Origin of the sequence: Sphingomonas sp. SAFR-052 (assembly GCF_051965015.1) — a bacterium.
In the GTDB taxonomy this organism is placed as follows: Bacteria; Pseudomonadota; Alphaproteobacteria; order Sphingomonadales; family Sphingomonadaceae; genus Sphingomonas.
The window spans coordinates 208,632-229,999 of the sequence record NZ_JBQCMO010000005.1 but is presented as its reverse complement, the minus strand read 5'-3'; the positions used below and the strand labels follow the sequence as shown (position 1 = coordinate 229,999).

Here is a 21,368-nt window from a genome sequence, read left to right as displayed (position 1 = left end):
GGACTATCCCCGGACCCGCACCAGCCCTTCCTGCGCCACGCTCGCCACCAGTCGCCCGTCGCGCGCGAAGATGCGGCCGCGGTTGAAGCCTCGCGCGTGACCGGCCCATGGACTGTCGGTGGTGTAGAGCAGCCAGTCGTCTGCGCGGAACGGTTCGTGCAGCCACAGTGCGTGGTCGAGGCTGGCGGTCTGGACCTGGTCCATCATCCAGTGGACACCGTGGGGGAGCATGGAGGTGCCGAGCAGCATCATGTCGCTGGCATAGGCGAGGATCGCACGGTGCAGCGTGGCGTCGTCGCCGAGCGGCGCGACCGTGCGGAACCAGCAATTCTGGAACGGCGCGCGGGGGCTCGGGTCGATCAGCTGGTCGGCCTCGACCGGACGGATCTCGATCGGGCGGGCGCGCAGGAACAGGCGACGGAACTTGTCGGGGATGCGGTCCTGCATCGCTTCGCGCAACTCCCGGTCGGAGCGCAGCGCTTCGGGCGGGGGCACGTCGGGCATCGCGTCCTGATGGACCATGCCGTCCTCGGGCAGCTGGAACGATGCCGCCATGTTCAGGATCGCCTGTCCACGCTGCATCGCGATCACGCGGGCATTGGCGAAGCTGCGCCCGGTAAAGTCACGGACGACGCGGTAGATGATCGGATGCTGTTCGTCGCCCGGCCGCAGGAAATAGGCGTGGAGCGAGTGCGCAATTTTGGCCCCGCCGATCGAGCGTTGCGCGGCCTGTAGCGCCTGCCCGATCACCTGCCCGCCGAACACGCGGCCGACGCCGCCCGGATTGCGGGCGCCGCGATACAGGTCGGTGTCGATCTCCTCGACATCGAGCAGCGCCACCAGTCCCGCGACCAGATCGGCGGGCGTCGGCTCCATCAATAGCCCCCGATCCGGGCGATGCGGTCGCTGTGATAGCCGATATCGCCGAACATCTCGGTCAGGACGCGGGCGCGCTTCATGAAGAAGCCGATATCGGCGTCGTCGGTCATGCCGATGCCGCCATGCATCTGCACCGCTTCCTGTACCGCCAGCGTCGCCGCCATGCCGGCCATCGCCTTGGCGACCGCGACGGCAGTGTCGGCGTCCTCCGCGCCGTCGTCGAGTAGCTGCTGCGCCTTCAGGACGGCGGCGCGGGCCACCTCCAGTTCGGAATAGAGATGCGCGGCGCGGTGTTGCAGCGCCTGGAAACTGCCGATGGTCTGGCCGAATTGCTTGCGCTGGCGAAGGTAGTCGAGGGTGCGCGTCGTCGCACCTTCGCTGACGCCGAGCGACTCTGCCGCCGCACCGGTTCGCGCGGCGGTGAGCAGGCGGTTCAGCACGGCGCGACCGTCGTCGACGCTGCCGATGACCGCATCGCCATCGACCTCGACATCGTCGAAGGTCAGCCGGGCGGCGATGCTGCTGTCGGTCAGGCGGCGGGGGTCGGCGGTCAGGCCGGGAGTGTCGGCGGCAAGTGCGAACAGGGTTACGCCCTCGGCATCCGTGGCACCGCCGGCGGTGCGTGCGGCGACGAGGATCAGATCAGCGACATGCCCGTGCGCAACGAACTGCTTGGTGCCGGACAAGCGGAAGCCGTTGCCCGAGCGTTCGGCGCGCATCGCGATGGCATCGCCATGCTTGGCGCGCTCGTCGATCGCAAGGGCGGCAACGGTTTCGCCCGCCGCGATGCCCGGCAGCCAGCGATCGCCGGCGCTGGTCCCCGACAGCGCGGCGACGGCAGCGACCGAGGTGGTGAGGAACGGCGACGGCGACAGGTTGCGGCCAATCTCCTCCAACACGATGCCGGCTTCGACATGACCGAGGCCGAGGCCGCCGGCGCTTTCGGGCACCATCATGCCGGTAAAGCCCATCTCGGCAAACTTCGACCACAGCCCCCGGTCGAAGCCGGTTGCGTCGTCGGCGTCGCGCAGCGCGCGCAGATGCGCGACCGGGGCCGCCTCACCAAGGAATTCGCGGGCAGTGTCTGCCAGCATCGTCTGGTCTTCGTTCAGAAACAGGGGCATGGAAGTTGTTCCTGACAGGTTACTGCAGTGGCAGGTCGAGGATGCGGCGGGCGATGATGTTGAGCTGAATTTCGGACGTGCCGCCCTCGATCGAGTTCGCCTTGGTCCGTAGCCACGCGCGGGCCGCCGCACCGTGATCGCTGTCGGCGCTTTCCCATTCGAGCGCGTCCGAACCGCCCGCCGCCATCAGCAGTTCGTGGCGGGTCTTGTTCAATTCGGTGCCGACATATTTCATCATGCTCGGCTGTGCGGGATGGGCGCGACCGGCCTTCAGTTCGTCGCGGAAGCGTTCCGACATGGCGGCAAAGGCGCGGGCGCGGACATCGAAGGTGGCGATGGCGGACCGCAACATCGGGTCGGCAAGGCGGCCTGCGTCGTCGGTACCGATGGTCTCTATGGCCTTGGCGATCAACGGGCCGTTGCCGGTCGACCCCATGCCCGAAATCATCTCGCGCTCATGACCCAGCAGATATTTGGCGACGTCCCAGCCCTTGTTCAGTTCGCCGACCAGATTGGCCTTCGGCACACGGACGTCGTCGAAAAAGGTTTCGCAGAAGGGCGAGTTGCCGGAGATCAGCTTGATCGGGCGGGTGGTGACGCCGGGCGAGGCCATGTCGAACAGCAGGAAGCTGATCCCGCCCTGCTTGGTCGATCGGTCGGTGCGGACGAGGCAGAAGATCCAGTCGGCCTTGTTGGCATAGCTGGTCCATACTTTCTGCCCGTTGACGATGAAGTCGTCGCCATCGGCGACCGCACTGGTCTGAAGTCCGGCGAGGTCGGACCCGGCACCGGGTTCACTATAACCCTGACACCAACGGATTTCGCCACGTGCGATCTTCGGCAGATGCTCCTGCTTCTGTTCCTCGGTCCCGTATTTCAGCAGCGCCGGACCGAGCATCGAGATGCCGAAGGAATATAGGGGGTTGCGTGCGTTTATTGCCGCCATTTCCTCGCGCAATATCTTCGCTTCCGCCGGCGACAGGCCGCCCCCGCCATAGGCGGTCGGCCAGTCGGGGACGGTCCAGCCGCGCTCCGCCATCCGATCGAGCCACAGCTTCTGATCGGGATTGGCGTAGGTCGGATGGCGGCCACCCCACGTCACGTCCTTGTCGGAGCGGACCGGTTCCCGCATCGATGGCGGGCAGTTCGCCTCCAGCCATGCGCGGGTGTCGGCGCGGAATTGCGTGAGGTCGGTCATTTGTTGAACCGCCCGCCGGTCTCCGCCTTCTCGCGCAACAGCGGCGCGATCTCGAAGCCGTGCTTTTCGAGGCCGGCGACGATCTTCTTCGCGCCCTCGATATCGGCCCAGAACATCGGACCGCCGCGATAGGGCGGCCAGCCATAGCCATAGACCCAGACGACATCGATATCGGACGCGCGCTGCGTCTTGCCCTCGGCGAGGATCTTCGCGCCCTCGTTGACGATCGGGTAGAGGGTGCGCTCGACGATCTCCTGATCGGTGATCTCGCGTTGCGGCGTGTTGGTCCGGTTGCGGAAATCATCGATGATCTCGGCGACGCGGGGGCTGTTCGATGCCTGTCGCTTGTTATCGTAGTCGTAGAAGCCCGCGCCCTTTTTCTGGCCCCAGCGGCCTTCGGCGGCAAGGGCATCGCGGATGTTTTCGATGCGCGAGGGATCGCGGTGCCAGCCGATATCGACACCGGCCAGATCGGCCATCTGGAACGGCCCCATCGGCATGCCGAATTCGACATGGACGCGATCGACCTGTTCGGGGGTGGCACCCTCCATCAACAGCTTCATCGCCTCGACCTGGCGCGGTTCGAGCATGCGGTTGCCGATGAAGCCGTGGCAGACCCCGGCGACCACCGCGACCTTGCGGATCTTCTTCGAAAGCGCCATCGCGGTTGCCAGCACGTCGTCGGCAGTCGCGTCGCCGCGCACGATCTCCAGCAGTTTCATGATGTTGGCGGGCGAGAAGAAGTGCAGGCCCAGCACGTCCTGCGGGCGCTTGGTCGCGGCGGCGATAACGTTGACGTCGAGATAGCTGGTGTTCGACGCGAGGATCGCGCCCTGCTTGCAGATCGCGTCGAGCTTGCCGAAAATGTCCTGCTTTACCGACATTTCCTCATACACCGCCTCGATCACCAGATCGACGTCGGCGAGGCCGTCGAGCGACAGCGTCGGGGTGAGCAGGCCCATCGCCGCTTCGACCTGTTCGGGCTTCATCCGGCCCTTGGCGGCGGTCGCTTCGTAATTCTTGCGGATGATGCCTACGCCGCGATCGAGCGCGTCCTGCTGCATCTCGACGATGGTGACGGGGATGCCCGCCGACAGGAAGTTCATGGCGATGCCGCCGCCCATCGTACCCGCGCCGATCACGCCGACCTTGCCGATCGGGCGCAATGCGATGTCGTCGGCGATGCCGTCGATCTTCGATGCCTTGCGCTCGGCGAAGAAGATGTGCCGCTGCGCCGCCGACTGGACGGAGAACATCAGCTTCATGAATTGCTGCCGCTCGAACTCGATCCCCTCGGCGAAAGGGGTTTCGCTGGCCTTCACGACGCAGGCGATGTTGGCGGCGGGTGCTTCATAGCCGCGGAAGCGGCGGGCATTGGCCTTTTCGAAGGCGGCGACCGCTTCCGGGTCGGGCGAGACCGACTTTTCGGAGGTGCGGGGCAGGGGGCGGACATCGGCGACTTCACGGGCGAACGCGATCGCCTCCTCCAGCAGATTGCCTTCGGCGGCTAGCCGGTCGACGATGCCCGCCTCTTTCGCCTTGCTGGCTGGGATCGGATCGCCCTTCGCCACCAGTTCGAGCGCGACCGCGACGCCGGCGAGGCGGGGCAGGCGCTGCGTGCCGCCGGCGCCGGGAAGCAGGCCGAGCTTCACCTCGGGCGTGCCCAGCTTCGCGCTGGGGACGGCGATGCGATAATGGCTGCCGATCGCGACCTCGCAGCCGCCGCCCAGCGCCGTGCCGTGGATCGCGGCGACAACCGGCTTGTCCGACGCTTCGATCATGTCGACCAGTTGCGGGAGGAGCGGCTCGACCGGCGGCTTGGTGAATTCGGTGATGTCGGCGCCGGCGAAGAAGGTCTTGCCGGCGCAGGCGATGACGATGGCGCGGACCGAATCGTCGGCCGCCGCTTCCTCGATCGCAGCCTTCAGGCCGAGCCGGACCGAGGCGGACAATGCGTTGACCGGCGGGTTGTCGGCCATCGCCACCAGGATGTCGCCATGACGTTCGGTGTTCACGGACATGTTCGGTCCTTCTCCAGCTTTTGCCATACCGGTCCTTCTAAACCGGCAAGCGTCTGGCGCATTCTATTGCCTTTGCCGGACAGATAATCAATAACAACCTACATGGAAGCGGCCGATCGGGCAAACCCGATATTCTAGGGTCGGCGAACGGGAGCGGTGTCTTGCAGGCAGGCGAAGCGACGATTTCCATTGGGACCGATTGGCCGCGCATGTCGATGGCGCAGGTACAGGCGGCGCTGACCGCGCCGGGCGCCCCGTTCGAGATGGCAACCGAAACGATACGCGGCGTGCCGACGCGCATTTGGAAGAATGCGCCGGCGAACCTTGCGCAACTGGTTGCCTTTTCGCGCAGCCATGGCGAGCGGCTGGCGACGGTCCATGAGGATCAGCGGGTGACGTATGAGGCGCAGTATCGCGCCATCGCGACGCTGGCCAAGCATCTGCAGGATAGCGGCATCGGCAAGGGTGACCGGGTGGCGCTGGCCATGCGCAACATGCCCGAATGGCCGGTCGCATTCTTCGCGATCGTGGCGATCGGGGCGATCTGCGTGCCGTTGAATGCATGGTGGAGCCCGCAGGAACTGGCGTTCGGGGTGAATGACTCAGGGGCGCGGATGCTGATCGTCGATCGGCAGCGGCATGACCGGTTGGGCAGCGACTATAGCGCGATGCCGGGGTTGGAGACAGTAATCGTCGCGCGGGCGCGCGATCCGCTGACCGCGCCGGCCCGTGCGCTGGAGGAGGTGATCGGCAGTTGCGCGGACTATGCGACGCTGCCTGTGGTCGCCCTGCCCGCAGTAGTGATCGCGCCCGAGGATGATGCGACGATCTTCTATACCAGCGGCACGACCGGCAAGCCGAAGGGAGCGCTCGGCACGCATCGCAATCTCACCACCAACATCTTTTCCAGCGCCTATATCGCCGCGCGCGCGCAATTGCGGCGCGGCGAGATGCCGCCGCCCGTGCCGGAGCCCAAGGTCGGGTTGCTGGTCATCCCCTTCTTCCATGTGACCGCATGCAGCGCGTCGCTGATGGGGGCGATGGCGAGCGGGACGACGCTGGTGCTGATGCGCAAATGGGATACGGCGCAGGCGCTGGCGCTGATCGAGCGCGAGCGGGTGCAGGTGACTGGCGGGGTGCCGACGATCGCGTGGCAGTTGCTGGAGCATCCCGACCGCGAGCAATACGACCTGTCGTCGCTGGAGGTCGTGCAATATGGCGGCGCGCCGTCCGCGCCCGATCTGGTGCGGCGGATATACGAGGTGTTCGGGGCGATGCCCGGCAATGGCTGGGGCATGACCGAGACGATGGCGACGGTCACCCAGCATAGTGCCGAGGAATATCTGAACCGCCCGACCAGTTGCGGCCCGCCGGTGCCGGTCGCCGATCTGAAGATCATGGCGCCCGACGGCACGCGCGAACTGCCGGTGGGTGAGGTCGGCGAATTGTGGGCGCGCGGGCCGATGATCGTGAAGGGCTATTGGAACTGCCCGGAGGCGACCGCCGAGACGTTCGTCGACGGGTGGGTCCGTACCGGCGATCTGGCGCGGTTGGACGAGGAAGGGTTCTGCTTCATCGTCGACCGCGCCAAAGACATCATCATCCGCGGCGGCGAGAACATCTATTCGATCGAGGTCGAGGATGTGCTGTACGCGCATCCGGCGGTCACCGATGCGGCGCTGGTCGGGATGCCCGACCGAGTGCTGGGCGAGGTGCCGGTGGCGGTGGTGCATCTGTGCCCCGGCTGCACGGTCAGCGAGGGCGAGTTGCAGGACTTCGTCCGCGCCCGGCTGGCGGCGTTCAAGGTGCCGGTGGCGGTGCGCTTTTCCGACACGGTGCTGCCCCGCAACGCCAATGGCAAGATCGTGAAAAGCGAGCTGCGCCAGATGTTTGCGGAAACTGACGCGGCCAAAGTTCACTAAGTTCACACTTGCGCGCTGTGGGCGACCGCAGCGTCGCTTTGCGTGGCTCTGGCCCCCCCTTCGCGGGGAACGGCGGGGTGCTTCGTCGTCGGGACGGTGTCAAAGAGCGGAGCCACAGTGCGGCCGGGGCGGATCATGACCAGCGTCGCCCCTGTAGGAAAGCGGTTCCGTAGCGCCCTTCGCAAACGCGGCGAAAAATGCTAGGCGCGCGGCCATGCTCAATCTGAACGGTATCACGGTGCGCCTGGGCGGGCGGACGATCCTTGACAATGCCAGCGCGGCGCTACCGCCGGGCAGCCGCGTAGGGCTGATCGGGCGCAACGGCGCGGGCAAGTCGACGCTGGTGCGGGTGATCGCCGGACAGTTGGAGCCGGACACCGGCACGGCGGAAATGCCGCGCGGCAGTCGCCTCGGCTATGTCGCGCAGGAAGCGCCGGCCGGACAGGCGACGCCGTTCGACACCGTGCTGGAGGCCGATGTCGAACGTGCCAAGCTAATGCACGATGCCGAGACGGTGACCGATCCCGACCGGCTCGGCGATATCCACGAACGGTTGCTGGCGATCGACGCCTATGGCGCAGCGGCTCGGGCGGCGCGGATCCTGGTCGGGCTGGGGTTCGACGAGGAGATGCAGCAGCGGCCGCTGGAGAGCTATTCGGGTGGCTGGCGGATGCGCGTCGCGTTGGCGGCGCTGTTGTTCAGCCAGCCCGACGTGCTGTTGCTCGACGAACCGTCGAACCACCTCGACCTCGAAGCGGTGATGTGGCTCGAGGATTTCCTCAAAGGATACAAGGCGACGATCGTCGTCGTCAGCCACGAACGCGATTTCCTGAATAACGTCGTCGACCATATCCTGCACCTGCACCAGGGCAAGATCACGCTGTATCCCGGCGGTTACGACGCGTTCGAGAAGCAGCGCGCCGAGCGGCTGGCGCAGCTGGAAGCGGCGCGCGTTAACCAGGCGGCGCAGCGCGCCAAGCTGCAGGAATATGTCGCCAAGAACTCGGCGCGTGCCTCGACCGCGAAGCAGGCGCAGTCGCGGCTGAAGATTCTCGCCAAGATGAAGCCGATCGCGGCGATGGCGGAGGATCCCAGCCTGTCGTTCGATTTCCCCGATCCGGATGAACTGCGCCCGCCGCTCATTACGCTCGACATGGCGAGCGTGGGGTACAACGAGACTCCGATCCTCAAGCGGCTGAACCTGCGCATCGATCCCGAGGATCGCATTGCGCTGCTCGGGCGCAACGGCAACGGCAAGACGACGCTCGCCCGGCTGCTCGCGGCGCAGCTGGCGCCGATGGACGGCGACATGAATGCCGCCGGCAAGATGAAGGTCGGGTACTTCACCCAGTATCAGGTGGAGGAACTGAGCACCGACGACACGCCGCTCGAACATATGACGCGGCAGATGAAGGGCGCGTCGCCCGCCGCCGTGCGGGCGCAACTCGGGCGGTTCGGCTTTTCGGGGGACAAGGCGACGACGTTGGTCGGCAAGCTGTCGGGTGGCGAGCGGGCGCGCCTCGCGCTGGCGCTGATCACGCGCGATGCGCCGCATATGCTGATCCTCGACGAACCGACCAACCACCTCGACGTCGATGCGCGCGAGGCGCTGGTGCAGGCATTGAACGCTTATACCGGCTGCGTTCTGCTGGTCAGCCACGACCGGCATATGCTGGAGGCGACGGCGGATCGGCTGGTGCTGGTCGATGAAGGGACCGCGAAGGAATTCGACGGGACGATCGACGATTATATCGCGCTGGTGCTGGGTAATTCGGCGAAGGAAAAGGCGGCCAAGGCCAACAAGAAGAACGACCGCAAGGCCGCCGCCGAAGCGCGCGAGAAGGCGCAGGTGCTGCGCAAGGGCGCGCAGGCGATCGAGCGCGATCTGGCGCGGCTGACCGAGCAGCGCGATGCGCTGGACGCCGCGATGGCGGGGCAGGCGATCCCGGCGCTGGCCAAGCTGACCATGGCGCAGCTGATGAAGCGCCGCGCCAGCCTCGATACCGAGATCGAGGTGGCGGAGACGAAGTGGATGGAGGCGAACGAGGCGTTGGAGGCGCTGGCGGCGTAGGGGCCTCCGTGGGCAAGCATCCAGAAGAATGCTGATACCGGTGTCCCGTGTAGTCGCCAGCATCCGGATGTCATATCATCGGGTATGTTGACGAGTGCTGGAAGGCGTGATGAGGATACCTATACGCAACACTGGTAAAAACCCTTTTACATTATTCGTCGAAGTAGGATGCGATCAATTCGAAGTTCCTGTCGGAAGTGACGCAATTGTTCGCCTTGCTGATGGCTACCCCCATTCGATCGACGTCGATGGTGATTTGATTACGGTTTGGGACGAGGAAGGAAGCGCCTCGGTCGAGATAATCTCTCAGAGCGACAAACGCGTCGATGACGCGCTAAGGTTCGCACAGATTTGGCTTCACCGGTTGGGCGCAGAGGTCGACGCTTGCCTTCTTAGTTAAACTGTGGATAGTCTCGAGAATAAAATCGGATATTTTGCTGCGCGAGACCGGGTTTTTCGGGCGTTTCATTTGGGATTATCTCGCCAAGATCTGCCGTCGTCAGCAGATGAATCGGTAGTTGCATGTTGGCGTGTCGGAACGACCGCCGATCGGCTTAACGAACAGTCGCGCAACGGGCTTTTTTCTTCCGAACTGCTCGCCGCCCCGTTCGATACCAGTACCGTTCGCAAAGCCTTCGAGCGAGCTTTAAGCGATGGAAGCCAATTGTCATAATCTGTCATCGGTTTATTGAACGAAGGCCCGCATAGGATGCCTCGCACGACAGGCGACACCACCGCCGCCACCCGCTAAGACACCCGCAATGTCCGACTCCTTCCTCGCCCTCGACATCCCCGAACAGCCTGCCGCCGCGCAGCCGTACCGCGTGCTCGCGCGCAAATATCGGCCGCAGACGTTCAGCCAGCTGATCGGGCAGGATGCGATGGTCACGACGCTGGGCAACGCAATCAAGCGCGGTCGCCTTGCCCATGCGTTTCTGCTGACCGGGGTGCGCGGGGTCGGCAAGACGTCGACCGCGCGGCTGATCGCCAAGGCACTCAACTGCATCGGGCCGGACGGGCAGGGCGGGCCGACGATCGATCCGTGCGGGGTGTGCGAGCCGTGCCGGGCGATCGCTGAAGGGCGGCATATCGACGTGATCGAGATCGACGCCGCGTCGAACAACGGCGTCGACAGCGTGCGCGAGATGACCGAGGCGGTGCGCTATGCGGCGGTGTCGGCGCGCTTCAAGATCTACATCATCGACGAAGTGCATATGATGTCGACTCCGGCGTTCAATGCGCTGCTCAAGACGCTGGAAGAGCCGCCCGCGCACGTCAAATTCCTGCTGGCGACGACCGAGGTCCACAAGGTGCCGGTGACGGTCCTGTCGCGCTGCCAGCGGTTCGACCTGCGGCGGATTCCGGCCGATCTGCTGGCGGGGCATTTCGCGCATGTCGTCGAGGCGGAGGGAGTCGAGGCGGAGCCGGAGGCGCTGCAACTGATCGCGCGTGCGGCGGAAGGGTCAGCGCGCGATGGCCTGTCGATCCTCGACCAGGCAATCGCGCATGGCGGGCTGGAGGGCGAGGGCGTACGCGCCGATGCGGTGCGGCAGATGCTCGGCCTGTCGGATCGCGGGGCGATCCGGGCGCTGTTCGACCTGCTGCTGAAGGCCGATGCGGCGGGGGCGCTCAGGGCGCTGCGCGCGCAATATGATCTGGGTGTCGATCCGGCGTCGGTGCTGCGGACGCTGCTCGAAACCGTGCACGCGGTGACGATCGTCAAGGTCGGCGGCGATCGTGGGCCGGGCCAGTCGGCCGAGGAACGCGCCGCGTTCGATGCGTGGAGCGCGCTGTCGTTTCCGATGCTGCACCGGTTGTGGCAATTGCTGCTGAAGGGGCATGAGGAAGTGTCGCGCGCGGCGCTGCCGATCGAGGCGTGCGAGATGGCGTTGCTGCGCATCGTCCATGCGTCTTCGCTGCCCGATCCGGGGACCCTGGCGAAGCAGTTGGCGGCGGGGCAGGTGCCGGCGATGGCGCCCGCTGCCGCGCCGACGGCGCCCTCGGCGGCAGAGGTCGCGGTCGATCCGGTGCCCGAAACGATGGAGCAGGTCGCGAACCTGCTGGCGAAACATGGCCGGCATTCGCTGGAGGCGCAGTTCCGCAATTGCGCGCGGATGATCCGGCTGGAGCCGAACCTGATCGAACTGAGCGGATCGAGGCCCCTGCCCGCCGATTTCGCGCGCGATCTGGAGAATGCGCTTAAAGGGATCACCGGCAGCCATTGGCGCGTTCTGATCGGCGAGGGGGCGGGTGCGCCCACCTTGCGCGAGCAGGAAACGGCCAAGGCGGAATCGGAGCGCGAACAGGTATTGAAATCGCCGCTGGTACAGGCGGCACTGGCGGCGTTTCCGGACGCCACCCTTGATCATTGGCAACGCAGCGACGGGAGTATCGCGCGATGAAGAATCTCGACGACATCATGGCAATGGCGCAGAACGTGCAGAGCGAACTGACCAAAGCGCAGGCGAATCTCGACACGATCGAAGTCGATGGACAGTCGGGCGGCGGGCTGGTCAAGGTCCGGGCCTCGGCCAAGGGGCGTATCCTCGGCGTCGATATCGACGATTCGCTGTTGCAGCCGTCCGAGAAGCAGATGCTCGAAGACCTGATCGTCGCCGCGTTCAACGATGCGCGGGCGAAGGCGGATGCGGCGAGCTCGACCGAAATGTCGAAGCTGACCAGCGGCCTGCCGCTGCCGCCGGGGTTCAAGCTGCCGTTCTGAGCGGCTCGGAACGCTGCTGGAACAAGCGGTTGCGATGACGGTTCTTGGGCGATCCATTCAGAGGGAGATCGTCCATGGACCGCGATCGTGTCGAAACCACCAATGGCGCACCGCATACCGTGATCGTCGAGCGACGCGGATCGGGCGGCGGGTTGCTGATCGGGCTGGCCGTGCTGATCGCGGTGATCGTCGGCGCCTATTTCCTACTCAACCGGGCGAATAACGACGATGCGCGGACCGGGGCGGTGACGTCGGCGGCGCGCAGCGTCGGCGATGCGGCGGACAAGGCTGGGGATGCGGTGGAGAAGGCGACGAAATAGGGCCGCGCGCGCCCAATCAATTGAGGCAGCGATCCAGCCCCTCGCGGCGGACGATGCCGATGCGGCGCTCGATCGTGCGGGCGTAGCGGCGCGTGAAGCCGGTGGGGGCGATGCCCGCGCGCTTCTTGGGCAGCGGCAGGACGGCGGCGATCTGCGCGGCTTCGCGGCCGGACAGTTTGGCGGCGCCGTGCTTGAAATAGCGCTGCGACCCGGGCTCGACGCCATAGGTGCCGATGCCGGTTTCGGCGACGTTGAGATAGACTTCCATGATCCGCCGCTTGCCCCACAGCGCCTCGATCAGGACGGTGAAATAGGCCTCCATGGCTTTCCGGAAATAGCCGCCGCCCTGCCAGAGGAACACGTTCTTCGCGGTCTGCTGGCTGATCGTCGATCCGCCGCGGATGCGGCCGCCCTGGGCATTGCGGCGGGCGGCGTTGGCGATCGCGGCATAGTCGAAGCCGTTATGGCCGCAGAAGCGGCTGTCCTCCGCCGCGATCACGGCGCGGGGCATGTCGGGGTCGATCGCCGACAGGCTGCGCCAGGATTTCGTGACGCCGTGGCCGGTCGGCACGTCGCCGAGCATCGTCAGGGTGATCGGTGGCGGCACGAAGCGGAGCAACATGACCCACAGTACCGACAGGACGACAAAGCCGAGCAAGGCCTTGATCGCCCAGCCGATGATGCGGCGACGCCAGCCGATCGGCGCGGCGGGTTTCGGACGGCGGGGGACGGTGCGGGCAGCCATGCCGCACGCCTAGCCGGGAGGGGCGGGCGAGGGCAAGCATGCCCCCGCCCCGCGATCAGGCCGCCGCGATCATCCGGCGGTCGCCGGCGAGGCGCATCATTGCCTTTTGCAGTTTCTCGAACGCACGCACCTCGATCTGGCGGACGCGTTCGCGGCTGACGCCGTAAACCTGGCTCAATTCCTCGAGCGTCTTGGGATCATCGGTCAGGCGGCGTTCGGTCAGGATATGCTTTTCGCGGTCGTTAAGGTCGTCCATCGCCTCGACCAGCATGCCGTGGCGGACGTCAGCCTCCTGTGCCTCGGCGACGACCGAGTCCTGCAAAGGGCTGTCGTCGGCCAGCCAGTCCTGCCACTGGCTCTCGCCATCCTCGCGCATGGGGACGTTGAGCGACGTGTCGCCGCCCATCGCCATGCGGCGGTTCATCGAGGTCACTTCCTCCTCGGTGACGCCCAGGTCGGTCGCGATCTTTTGCAGATGCTCAGGGCTGAGGTCGCCGTCCTCGAATGCATCGAGCTTCGACTTCATCCGGCGCAAGTTGAAGAACAGTTTCTTCTGCGCGGCGGTGGTGCCCATCTTTACCAGCGACCACGACCGCAGGATGAATTCCTGGATCGAGGCGCGGATCCACCACATCGCATAGGTGGCGAGGCGGAAGCCGCGATCGGGCTCGAATTTTTTCACGCCCTGCATCAGCCCGATATTCCCTTCGGAAATCAGTTCGCTGACGGGGAGGCCATAGCCGCGATAGCCCATCGCGATCTTGGCGACGAGACGCAGGTGCGAGGTGACGAGCTGCGCCGCCGCCTCCGGATCGCCATGTTCCTGAAACCGCTTGGCGAGCATATATTCCTGCTCGGGCGCGAGGATCGGAAACTTGCGGATTTCGGAGAGATAGCGGTTGAGGCTCGCCTCGCCGCCAAGCGCCGGGATCGTCGCCGGGACGTTGCTGCCAGTTGCCATCGTCAAAACTCCCTTTGTCGTGGGCATTGCCGCATCGCGACATCGCCGGAACCTATACGTGAAGATGATCCAACAGTTCCTGCATGTCTGCCGGAAGATCGCTATCAAACGCCAAAGCGTTCTTTGTCACAGGGTGAATGAACCCGAGATGTGCGGCGTGCAACGCCTGTCGCCGGAAATCGAGCGTTTCCAACTCGGCCCGGAGCGCCGGTCGCCGCCCGGCATAGACCGGGTCGCCGAGGAGCGGGTGGCCGATCGACGCCATGTGCACCCGCACCTGGTGGGTGCGGCCGGTTTCCAGCCGGCATTCGATCAACGACGCCTCCCGAAGTTGGCGAAGTTTGCGCCAATGGGTGATGGCGTGTTTGGCGGTGGGCGAGCGGACGATCGCCATCTTCTTGCGATCATTGGGGGAACGCGCCAGCGGCGCGTCCACCGTTCCCGCCGAAGTTGACACCCGACCCGCCGCGATCGCCAGATAGCGGCGGTCGATGCTGTGATCCTTGAACTGGCGCGCCAGCCCTTCGTGCGCGACGTCGCTCTTGGCGACGACCAGCAGCCCCGACGTATCCTTGTCGATGCGGTGGACGATGCCCGGCCGCGCGACGCCGCCGATGCCCGACAGCTTGCCCGCGCAATGATGGAGCAGCGCGTTGACCAGCGTCCTGTCGAGATTGCCGGCGGCGGGATGCACGACCAGCCCGGCGGGCTTGTCGACGACGATCAGGTGGTCGTCCTCATAGGCGATCACCAGCGGAATATCCTGCGCCACGGTATCGAGCGGGACCGCCGCGGGCACGATGATGACGAACTGTTGTCCCGCCGTCACCTTACGCTTGCCGTCCGACACCGGGCCATCGGGACCGGCGACGTGACCTGAAGCCAGCAGCGCTTTGATCCGTTCGCGCGACAGGTCGGGTACGACTTCGGCCAGCGCCTTGTCGATCCGTTGCCCGTGCACAGCATCAGTGATGCGCGCCTCTATCGTAGAAACCCCCCGGTCCATTGCCTACAAAGATGGTGATGACGGTCAGTTTTACAAGCGAAACGATCCGCGCGGTGCTGGCGGAGGCGGGGGCGAGCGCGCACGAAGTTTGCGGGTTGCTGCGCGGGTTCGGCGACCGCGTTGCGTGCGCCGAAGCCGCGCGCAACGTCGCGACGGAGCCCGCGCGGCATTTCGAGATCGACCCGGCGGTGCTGCTGGCGGCATATCGTGATGCCCGGAACGGCGGCTTGGCGGTGCTCGGCTGCTATCATTCGCATCCGAGCGGCAGCGCCGATCCGTCGCCGACCGATGCGGCGCAGGCGGCGGCGGACGGGCGGCTGTGGCTGATTGTCGGTGGCGGTACCGCGCGGCTGTGGCGGGCGGTCGCGCAGGGCGAACGGCATGGCCGATTCGTGCCCGTTTCCTTCGACATCATCAGTGCCGGCCACGTTGAAAAAAACTGCCGGGCAGTGCACATGGACGCCAGCGGCCGGACGATGACGTTCACCGCAGCGCAGGGATCGCCGCTTTGAACATCAGCCCAGCCGAATTCGCCAGCCTGATGTGTTCGCGATTGTGCCATGATCTGCTCAGCCCGGTGGGGGCGCTGAACAACGGCCTGGAATTGCTGGCCGACGAGACCGATCCCGACATGCGCGCCCGCTGTCTGGAACTGTTGACCGACAGTGCGCGGGCATCGGCGAACAAGCTGAAATTCTTTCGCCTCGCGTTCGGCGCGGCCGGGGGCTTCGGCGATTCGATCGACACGCGCGAGGCGCGTGCGGCGTTGGAGGGGCTGTTCGGCGACAGCCACCGGGTGAAGCTCGGCTGGATGGTCGAGGCGCCGTCGCTGCCCAAGCCGGCGGTGAAGGTGTTGCTCAACCTCGCGCTGATCGCGGGGGACGCGCTGGTACGCGGCGGGCAGCTGGATGTCGGGGCGGAGGTCACGGCGAACGGTATCGATATCGCGGTGCGCGGCGACGGACCGCGCATCGTGCTGGATGCCGAATTGCGCGGTGCGCTGTTGGGCGATGCGGCGATGATGACCCCGCGCGCGGCGGCGGCGTGTCTGGCGCGCGAACTCGTCGAGCAGGGCGGCGGTACGTTGCAGGTGTCGCCGAGCGATTCGCCGGTGCTGCTGTTCGGGGCGTCGTTCGCGGCGCAGTGAGTCGCCTGCCCGAGAGTTTCTCGGCGTCCTTCGTATCCTAACCCCGTCTTAACCTATCGAGCGCCATGGTTGCGTCCATAACCGGACGGGGCCGCATGGACGATCTGTTACAGGAATTCATTGCCGAGACCCGCGAGACGCTGGAGGCGTTGTCGTCGGAGATCGTCGCGTGGGAAGCCGCGCCCGACGATCGTGCCCGGCTGGATGCCATTTTCCGCTTCGTCCATACGGTGAAGGGAAGCTGCGGCTTTCTCGACCTGCCGCGGCTGTCGCGGTTGAGCCATGCCGCCGAGGACGCGCTGTGCGTGGTGCGCGATGGCAAGCGGCGCCCCGACAGCGCGCTGGTCGATGCGGTGCTGGCGATCGTCGACAGGATCGGCGAGCTGGTCGAGGCGATCGATGCCGGACTGCCGCTGACCGACGAGGGCGAGGACGAACTGATCGCGGCGTTGGCGCCGAAGATCGGCAATCCGGTCGCGGCGACGACCCCGGTGGCGGCGGCGGCGATCGCGGCGGGGCGGGCGCCGCTGCGCAGCGTACGGCTGAACGTCGATCTGCTCGACCGGATGATGAGCGGCATGTCGGACATGGTGCTGGTCCGCAACGAGCTGGTCCGGCGGTTGCGCGACAGCGATCTCGACCCGGCGGTCGAGGCGGCGCTGGAGCGGCTGTCGAGTTCGGTGGCCGATATGCGCGACGCGGTGACGCGGACGCGGATGCAAAAGATCGAGACGCTGTTCCAGCCGCTGCCGCGCATCGTGCGCGACACGGCGGCGGCGGTGGGCAAGGCGGTGACGCTGACCGTCGATGGCAGCGACGTCGAGCTGGACCGCGAGATGATCGAAGTGATGCGGGACCCGCTGGTCCATCTGGTGCGCAACGCGATCGACCATGGCGTCGAGACGCCGATGGAGCGGCGCGCGGCGGGCAAGCGCGAGAGCGGGCGGTTGCATGTGTCGGCGCGGCAATCGGGCAACCAGATCGTCATCGAGATCATCGACGACGGACGCGGCATCGATACCGAACGGCTGATGGCCAAGCTGGCGGCGAGCGGGCAGCGCAGCGAGGCCGAGCTGCGCAAGCTCAACGACCGGCAGCGCTGCGAACTGGTGTTCGCGCCGGGCCTGTCGTCGCGCGATACCGCGACCGAGATTTCGGGGCGCGGCGTGGGCATGGACGTGGTGCGCGCAGCGATCGACCAGATCGGCGGGCGGATCACGCTGGACAACAAGCCGGGGCGGGGACTGCGCATCGCGGTACAGGTGCCGCTGACGCTGTCGATCGTGTCGACGATCGTGGTGCGGGCAGGGGCGCATCGCTTCGCCATATCGCGTCAGACGATCAGCGAGATCGTCAACGAACGTGCCGCCAATATCCGCGTCGACCAGCTGGGTGACAACCGCATCGCCCGCATCCGCGACCGGCGTTTGCCCGTGGTCGACCTGTGCGAGGTGATCGGGGTCGATACCGACCAGCCCGCCAGCCCGAAGATGCTGGCAGTAGTGTCGATCGGCGCAGGCGATTTCGCGATCGCGGTCGACGAGGTGCTGGATACCGAGGAACTGGTGGTCAAGCCCGCGGCACCGGCGGTAATGGCGACCGGCCTCTATGCCGGACAGACGCTGCCCGATACCGGGCGGCCGATGCTGATGCTCGATTGCGCCGGAGTGGCGCAGGCTGCCGGCTTGAGCTTTGCCGATGCGATGGACCTCGAGATCGAGGCCGAGGAAGCGGCCGAGGCCGACACCCGCGTCACCGCGCTGCTGTTCGACGATCTGGACGGGCGGCGGCGGGTCATTCCGCTGGCGGTGATCGACCGGATCGAACGCATCAAGGCCGGGTCGCTGCAACAGAGCGCCGGGCGCATCCGGCTGGCGATCGACGGGCGGATCGTGCCGGCCGAGGCGAGCAATCCCGGCGCGATCGATCGGGTGACGACGGTGCTGCGCCTGACCGACGGGGTGATGGAGGTGGCCTATGCCATCGTCGATGCGGTCGACATCGTGATGCTGCCTGAACTGGCGCCGGTCGGCGACGTGGCCGGCCCGATCGCGGGCATCGTGCTGCTGGACGGCGAGCAGATCGAACAGGTCGATCCGCTATGGCTGTTCGAACGCCATGCGCGGGAGGCGGGGGCGGCGCTGATCGCGCGGCGGCGGCCGACCTGCCTGCTGGCCGATGGCGGCAGCGGGTGGATGCGTGCGTTCCTGCGCCCGATGTTGGAGCAGGCGGGCTATCAGATCGTCGAACGGGTCGCCGAGGGCGAGCGCCCGACGCTGGTGCTGGCGCAGGCCGATGTCGCGGTGCCGGCGCCGGCTGCCGATTCGCCCGTGGTGCGGCTGCGGGCGTCGCCTGCCGATATCGGCGACGGCAGCATCTATCGCTACGACCGCGAAGCCGTGCTGCGGGCGTTGCGCATGGCGGTGGGAGGTTGAGCGTGACCGAGTTGTTCCTTCTCGCCACGATCGTCGGTCAAGACGTCGCCATCCGATCCGACCATGTCGAATCGGTGGTGGATATCGGCGAGATCACGCCAGTCGCGCGCACGTCGCGCGCGGTGCGCGGGCTGGCGGCGTTGCGCAGCCGGGTGGTGACGGTGATCGATACCGCGATCGTGCTCGATCCGCTGGCGCTCATGGCGACGCGCCGCCGCGCGGTGGTGACGCAGGTCGACGGGCATCATTATGCGTTGCTGGTCGATGCGCTGGACGATGCGCATCGCTTCGTTCCCAAACCATTGTCGGCGGGGCTGTTGCCGGGGGCGGCATGGGCGGCGATCACCAACGGGCTGATCGAGCAGGACGGGCGCGTGGTCCTGATCCTCGACCTGCCCAGGATCGTCGCGCGGGCGGCGGACGGGGCACGTGCCGCGGCCTGAGCATTAACGCGGCGCTTACGAACACACCGTACACTTGCCCGTACCAACATGGGGTATCGTCATGAAGAGTTGCCTGGTCGTCGATGATTCGAAGGTGATCCGCAAGGTCGCCCGGCACATTCTCGAAACGCTCCAGTTCGAGGTGCGCGAGGCGGGCGACGGACGTGAGGCGCTCGACCAGTGTGCCAAGGCGCAGCCCGACGTGATCCTGCTCGACTGGAACATGCCGGTGATGAGCGGCATGGATTTCCTGCGCGCGCTACGCCAGAGCGAGGGCGGCACGCAGCCCAAGGTCGTGTTCTGCACGACCGAGAACGGCATGGCCTATATCCGCGCCGCGATCGAGGCCGGTGCCGACGAATATGTGATGAAGCCGTTCGATCGCGAGACGCTGGAGAGCAAGCTTCAGATCGTCGGCGTCGCCTGATCCGCATCGAAAGGTCGTGAACGCCCCGTTCACCCGAACCGCCGCAGCGGACGGAACGGCCGTGCGGGTCCTGATCGTCGATGATTCGGTGGTGACCCGCGCGGTGCTGACCCGCATCGTCGAGGCGATTCCCGGACACCGCGTCGTCGCGGCGGTCGGCGGCATCGTGCAGGCGACCGGCAGGCTGGCGAGTGAAGCGGCCGACCTGATCCTGCTCGACATCAACCTGCCCGGTATCGATGGGCTGTCGGGCTTGCCCGACCTGTTGGCGGCGGCGCCGGGGGTGCGGGTGATCGTGTTGTCGGGTGACTGTGCCGACGGATCGCCGACCGCCTGCCACGCGATGTCGCTGGGGGCGGCGGCGACGCTGGCCAAGCCCGAATCCTCGCCGCTCGCGGGCGGGTTCGCCGCACGGCTGGAGGCGCTGGTCGAACGGGTGATGCGCACGGTGCCGCGCGTGACCGGTAATGCCGCCACCGCGCGCAGCGACGTGTTCGACATCATCGCGATCGGCGCGTCGACCGGCGGCATCCATGCGCTGGCGCCGTTGCTGGCGGCGATCCCGCCCGAACTGGACGTGCCGATCCTCGTCACCCAGCATCTGCCGGGGACGTTCACCGAATATTTCGCGCAGCAGCTGACCGCGCTGGCGCGACGACCGGTCGACGTCGCGCGCGACAGCCTGCGTATTCAACGCGGGCGGCTGATCGTGGCGCCGGGCGATGCGCATATCCGCGTGGTGCAGACCAGCGAGGGTGCGGCGACGCGGCTCGACCGGGCACCGTCGATCAGCGGCTGCATGCCTTCGGTCGACCCGATGTTCGATTCGGTGGCGCAGGTGTTCGGCGCGCGGGCGCTGGCGATCGTGTTGTCGGGGATGGGCCGCGACGGGGCGCGAGGAGCAGCCAATATCCGGGCGGCAGGGGGCGTGGTCGCGGTGCAGGATCAGGCGAGTTCGGTCGTGTGGGGCATGCCCGGCGCGGTGGCCGAGGCGGGGCTGGCCAACACCATCGGCACGCCTGCGCAACTGGGCGCGTTCGTCGCGCGGCGGCGGCGGCCGGCATGACCGTCGCGCGTCCCGCCGGCCCGCTCGGCCCCGCCGCGAACGCGATCGTCGCGTTGCTCGAACAGCGGACCGGGCAACAGCTCGACGCCGGTCGTGCATGGCGGATCGACAGTGCGCTCCAGCCGATGCTGCGCGAGCGCGGGCTGACCACGCTCGACGAACTGGTCGCGCGGATCAACGACCGGGCGTCGAGCGAACGCGGGCTGGCCGATCTGGTGGTCGATGCGCTGCTGAACCAGGAAACGTCGTTCTTCCGCGATCCGGCGACGCTCGACACCGTCGTACAGGCCGCGATCGACATGGTCGCGGAGGCGCCGCGCCGGCTGCGCATCTGGTCGGCGGCATGCTCGACCGGGCAGGAGCCGTTGTCGATGGCGATGCTGTTCGCCGAGGCCAGCGAGCGGACCGGCATCCTGCCGCCGGAAATCCGCGCGACCGATATTTCGATGCGGGCGCTGATGCGGGCGCGGGCGGCACGCTATACCCAGTTCGAAATCCAGCGCGGGCTGTCGATCCGGCGGATGATGCAGTGGTTCGAACCGCGCGACGATCTGTGGGAGGCGAAGGCCGAGCTGCGTTTCCGCCTGCTCTATGGGCAGCAGAACCTGATCGCCGACCCGATGCCGGGGGGCAAGTTCGACATCGTGCTGTGCCGCAACGTGTTGATGTACCTGTCGCCGGCGACACGCGGCGCGGTGCTCGACCGGATCGCGACCGTGCTGCGGCCGGGCGGGCTGCTGGTGCTGGGCGCGGGCGAAACGGTGATCGGCCATACCGAGGCGCTGGTCCCGTCCGAACGCTATCGCGGGCTGTACCGGCCCGCGGCGCACTGATCTTGCCTTTCGCCGCGTCCCGCCGCAATCGGGACGCAGTGGCGTGAG

The 21,368-nt window shown here is 66.7% G+C and carries 19 protein-coding genes; 12 read left to right on the top strand and 7 right to left on the bottom strand.

What is annotated here, in order from left to right:
• Positions 1 to 3 precede the first annotated feature (3 nt).
• From ACTHQV_RS10900 to ACTHQV_RS10885, 4 genes are read right to left on the bottom strand one after another with little or no spacing between them, the layout of a single operon-like run.
• Positions 4 to 876: an acyl-CoA thioesterase gene (locus ACTHQV_RS10900; RefSeq protein WP_440490247.1), complete on the bottom strand. Its 873-nt coding sequence runs from the start codon at positions 874 to 876 to the stop codon at positions 4 to 6.
• A complete protein-coding gene (locus ACTHQV_RS10895) occupies positions 876 to 2,003 on the bottom strand; it encodes an acyl-CoA dehydrogenase family protein (RefSeq protein ID WP_440490245.1) in 1,128 nt (375 codons plus the stop codon). Before ACTHQV_RS10895 ends, ACTHQV_RS10900 begins: the two co-directional genes overlap by 1 nt.
• Positions 2,004 to 2,022: 19 nt before the next feature.
• Positions 2,023 to 3,201, bottom strand: a complete 1,179-nt coding sequence (locus ACTHQV_RS10890) for an acyl-CoA dehydrogenase family protein (protein ID WP_440490243.1) — start codon at positions 3,199 to 3,201, stop codon at positions 2,023 to 2,025.
• A complete protein-coding gene (locus tag ACTHQV_RS10885; RefSeq protein WP_440490241.1) occupies positions 3,198 to 5,222 on the bottom strand; it encodes a 3-hydroxyacyl-CoA dehydrogenase NAD-binding domain-containing protein in 2,025 nt (674 codons plus the stop codon). The genes ACTHQV_RS10890 and ACTHQV_RS10885 overlap by 4 nt, the downstream gene beginning before the upstream one ends.
• 209 nt (positions 5,223 to 5,431) lie before the next feature.
• Between ACTHQV_RS10885 and ACTHQV_RS10880 the strand changes: the two genes are divergently transcribed.
• The 5 genes from ACTHQV_RS10880 to ACTHQV_RS10860 all read left to right on the top strand — a co-directional run bounded on the left by ACTHQV_RS10880 (position 5,432) and on the right by ACTHQV_RS10860 (position 12,257).
• Entirely contained in the window at positions 5,432 to 7,144 is a 1,713-nt protein-coding gene (locus ACTHQV_RS10880; protein WP_440490239.1) for a class I adenylate-forming enzyme family protein, read from the top strand.
• A gap of 214 nt (positions 7,145 to 7,358) precedes the next feature.
• On the top strand, positions 7,359 to 9,215 hold the full coding sequence (locus ACTHQV_RS10875) for an ABC-F family ATP-binding cassette domain-containing protein (protein WP_440490238.1): 1,857 nt from the start codon (positions 7,359 to 7,361) through the stop codon (positions 9,213 to 9,215).
• 761 nt (positions 9,216 to 9,976) lie between these two features.
• Positions 9,977 to 11,617, top strand: a complete 1,641-nt coding sequence (locus ACTHQV_RS10870; protein ID WP_440490237.1) for a DNA polymerase III subunit gamma/tau — start codon at positions 9,977 to 9,979, stop codon at positions 11,615 to 11,617.
• On the top strand, positions 11,614 to 11,937 hold the full coding sequence (locus ACTHQV_RS10865; protein ID WP_056401092.1) for a YbaB/EbfC family nucleoid-associated protein: 324 nt from the start codon (positions 11,614 to 11,616) through the stop codon (positions 11,935 to 11,937). Before ACTHQV_RS10870 ends, ACTHQV_RS10865 begins: the two co-directional genes overlap by 4 nt.
• Positions 11,938 to 12,011: 74 nt before the next feature.
• Positions 12,012 to 12,257 (top strand): hypothetical protein, encoded by a 246-nt coding sequence (locus ACTHQV_RS10860; protein ID WP_440490235.1) that lies wholly within the window; start codon positions 12,012 to 12,014, stop codon positions 12,255 to 12,257.
• A 16-nt stretch (positions 12,258 to 12,273) separates the two neighbouring features.
• On the opposite strand, the gene mtgA is transcribed toward ACTHQV_RS10860, so the two are convergent.
• Genes mtgA through ACTHQV_RS10845 form a run of 3 tightly spaced genes read right to left on the bottom strand, consistent with a single transcriptional unit; the run spans position 12,274 to position 14,969 of the window.
• Complete coding sequence (mtgA, locus tag ACTHQV_RS10855; RefSeq protein WP_440490234.1) at positions 12,274 to 13,002, bottom strand: monofunctional biosynthetic peptidoglycan transglycosylase; 729 nt, start codon at positions 13,000 to 13,002, stop codon at positions 12,274 to 12,276.
• A gap of 55 nt (positions 13,003 to 13,057) precedes the next feature.
• A complete protein-coding gene (gene rpoH / locus ACTHQV_RS10850; protein WP_110151749.1) occupies positions 13,058 to 13,963 on the bottom strand; it encodes an RNA polymerase sigma factor RpoH in 906 nt (301 codons plus the stop codon).
• 52 nt (positions 13,964 to 14,015) lie between these two features.
• A complete protein-coding gene (locus ACTHQV_RS10845) occupies positions 14,016 to 14,969 on the bottom strand; it encodes an RluA family pseudouridine synthase (protein WP_440490233.1) in 954 nt (317 codons plus the stop codon).
• A gap of 17 nt (positions 14,970 to 14,986) precedes the next feature.
• Between ACTHQV_RS10845 and ACTHQV_RS10840 the strand changes: the two genes are divergently transcribed.
• From ACTHQV_RS10840 to ACTHQV_RS10810, 7 genes are all read left to right on the top strand, one after another.
• Complete coding sequence (locus tag ACTHQV_RS10840) at positions 14,987 to 15,481, top strand: Mov34/MPN/PAD-1 family protein (RefSeq protein WP_440490232.1); 495 nt, start codon at positions 14,987 to 14,989, stop codon at positions 15,479 to 15,481.
• The gene (locus ACTHQV_RS10835; protein WP_440490230.1) at positions 15,478 to 16,116 is read left to right on the top strand and encodes a histidine phosphotransferase family protein; all 639 of its coding nucleotides are present in this window, start codon (positions 15,478 to 15,480) and stop codon (positions 16,114 to 16,116) included. Before ACTHQV_RS10840 ends, ACTHQV_RS10835 begins: the two co-directional genes overlap by 4 nt.
• Positions 16,117 to 16,211: 95 nt before the next feature.
• Positions 16,212 to 18,551: a chemotaxis protein CheA gene (locus ACTHQV_RS10830; RefSeq protein WP_440490229.1), complete on the top strand. Its 2,340-nt coding sequence runs from the start codon at positions 16,212 to 16,214 to the stop codon at positions 18,549 to 18,551.
• A 2-nt stretch (positions 18,552 to 18,553) separates the two neighbouring features.
• Positions 18,554 to 18,994, top strand: a complete 441-nt coding sequence (locus tag ACTHQV_RS10825; protein WP_440490228.1) for a chemotaxis protein CheW — start codon at positions 18,554 to 18,556, stop codon at positions 18,992 to 18,994.
• A 61-nt stretch (positions 18,995 to 19,055) separates the two neighbouring features.
• A complete protein-coding gene (locus ACTHQV_RS10820; protein WP_056451209.1) occupies positions 19,056 to 19,421 on the top strand; it encodes a response regulator in 366 nt (121 codons plus the stop codon).
• A 61-nt stretch (positions 19,422 to 19,482) separates the two neighbouring features.
• Entirely contained in the window at positions 19,483 to 20,487 is a 1,005-nt protein-coding gene (locus ACTHQV_RS10815) for a chemotaxis protein CheB (protein WP_440490226.1), read from the top strand.
• A complete protein-coding gene (locus ACTHQV_RS10810; protein ID WP_440490225.1) occupies positions 20,484 to 21,320 on the top strand; it encodes a CheR family methyltransferase in 837 nt (278 codons plus the stop codon). Before ACTHQV_RS10815 ends, ACTHQV_RS10810 begins: the two co-directional genes overlap by 4 nt.
• Positions 21,321 to 21,368 lie beyond the last annotated feature (48 nt).

Excerpts from the sequence above, each read along its gene's own strand:
- ACTHQV_RS10890 (WP_440490243.1), bottom strand. The coding sequence starts at position 3,201 with ATGACCGACCTCACGCAATTCCGCGCCGACACCCGCGCATGGCTGGAG.
- mtgA (WP_440490234.1), bottom strand. The coding sequence starts at position 13,002 with ATGGCTGCCCGCACCGTCCCCCGCCGTCCGAAACCCGCCGCGCCGATC.
- ACTHQV_RS10875 (WP_440490238.1), top strand. The coding sequence starts at position 7,359 with ATGCTCAATCTGAACGGTATCACGGTGCGCCTGGGCGGGCGGACGATC.
- ACTHQV_RS10820 (WP_056451209.1), top strand. The coding sequence starts at position 19,056 with ATGAAGAGTTGCCTGGTCGTCGATGATTCGAAGGTGATCCGCAAGGTC.
- ACTHQV_RS10880 (WP_440490239.1), top strand. The coding sequence starts at position 5,432 with ATGTCGATGGCGCAGGTACAGGCGGCGCTGACCGCGCCGGGCGCCCCG.
- ACTHQV_RS10870 (WP_440490237.1), top strand. The coding sequence starts at position 9,977 with ATGTCCGACTCCTTCCTCGCCCTCGACATCCCCGAACAGCCTGCCGCC.
- ACTHQV_RS10840 (WP_440490232.1), top strand. The coding sequence starts at position 14,987 with ATGACGGTCAGTTTTACAAGCGAAACGATCCGCGCGGTGCTGGCGGAG.
- ACTHQV_RS10845 (WP_440490233.1), bottom strand. The coding sequence starts at position 14,969 with ATGGACCGGGGGGTTTCTACGATAGAGGCGCGCATCACTGATGCTGTG.
- ACTHQV_RS10895 (WP_440490245.1), bottom strand. The coding sequence starts at position 2,003 with ATGCCCCTGTTTCTGAACGAAGACCAGACGATGCTGGCAGACACTGCC.
- ACTHQV_RS10860 (WP_440490235.1), top strand. The coding sequence starts at position 12,012 with ATGGACCGCGATCGTGTCGAAACCACCAATGGCGCACCGCATACCGTG.
- ACTHQV_RS10885 (WP_440490241.1), bottom strand. The coding sequence starts at position 5,222 with ATGTCCGTGAACACCGAACGTCATGGCGACATCCTGGTGGCGATGGCC.
- rpoH (WP_110151749.1), bottom strand. The coding sequence starts at position 13,963 with ATGGCAACTGGCAGCAACGTCCCGGCGACGATCCCGGCGCTTGGCGGC.
- ACTHQV_RS10830 (WP_440490229.1), top strand. The coding sequence starts at position 16,212 with ATGGACGATCTGTTACAGGAATTCATTGCCGAGACCCGCGAGACGCTG.
- ACTHQV_RS10865 (WP_056401092.1), top strand. The coding sequence starts at position 11,614 with ATGAAGAATCTCGACGACATCATGGCAATGGCGCAGAACGTGCAGAGC.
- ACTHQV_RS10810 (WP_440490225.1), top strand. The coding sequence starts at position 20,484 with ATGACCGTCGCGCGTCCCGCCGGCCCGCTCGGCCCCGCCGCGAACGCG.
- ACTHQV_RS10900 (WP_440490247.1), bottom strand. The coding sequence starts at position 876 with ATGGAGCCGACGCCCGCCGATCTGGTCGCGGGACTGGTGGCGCTGCTC.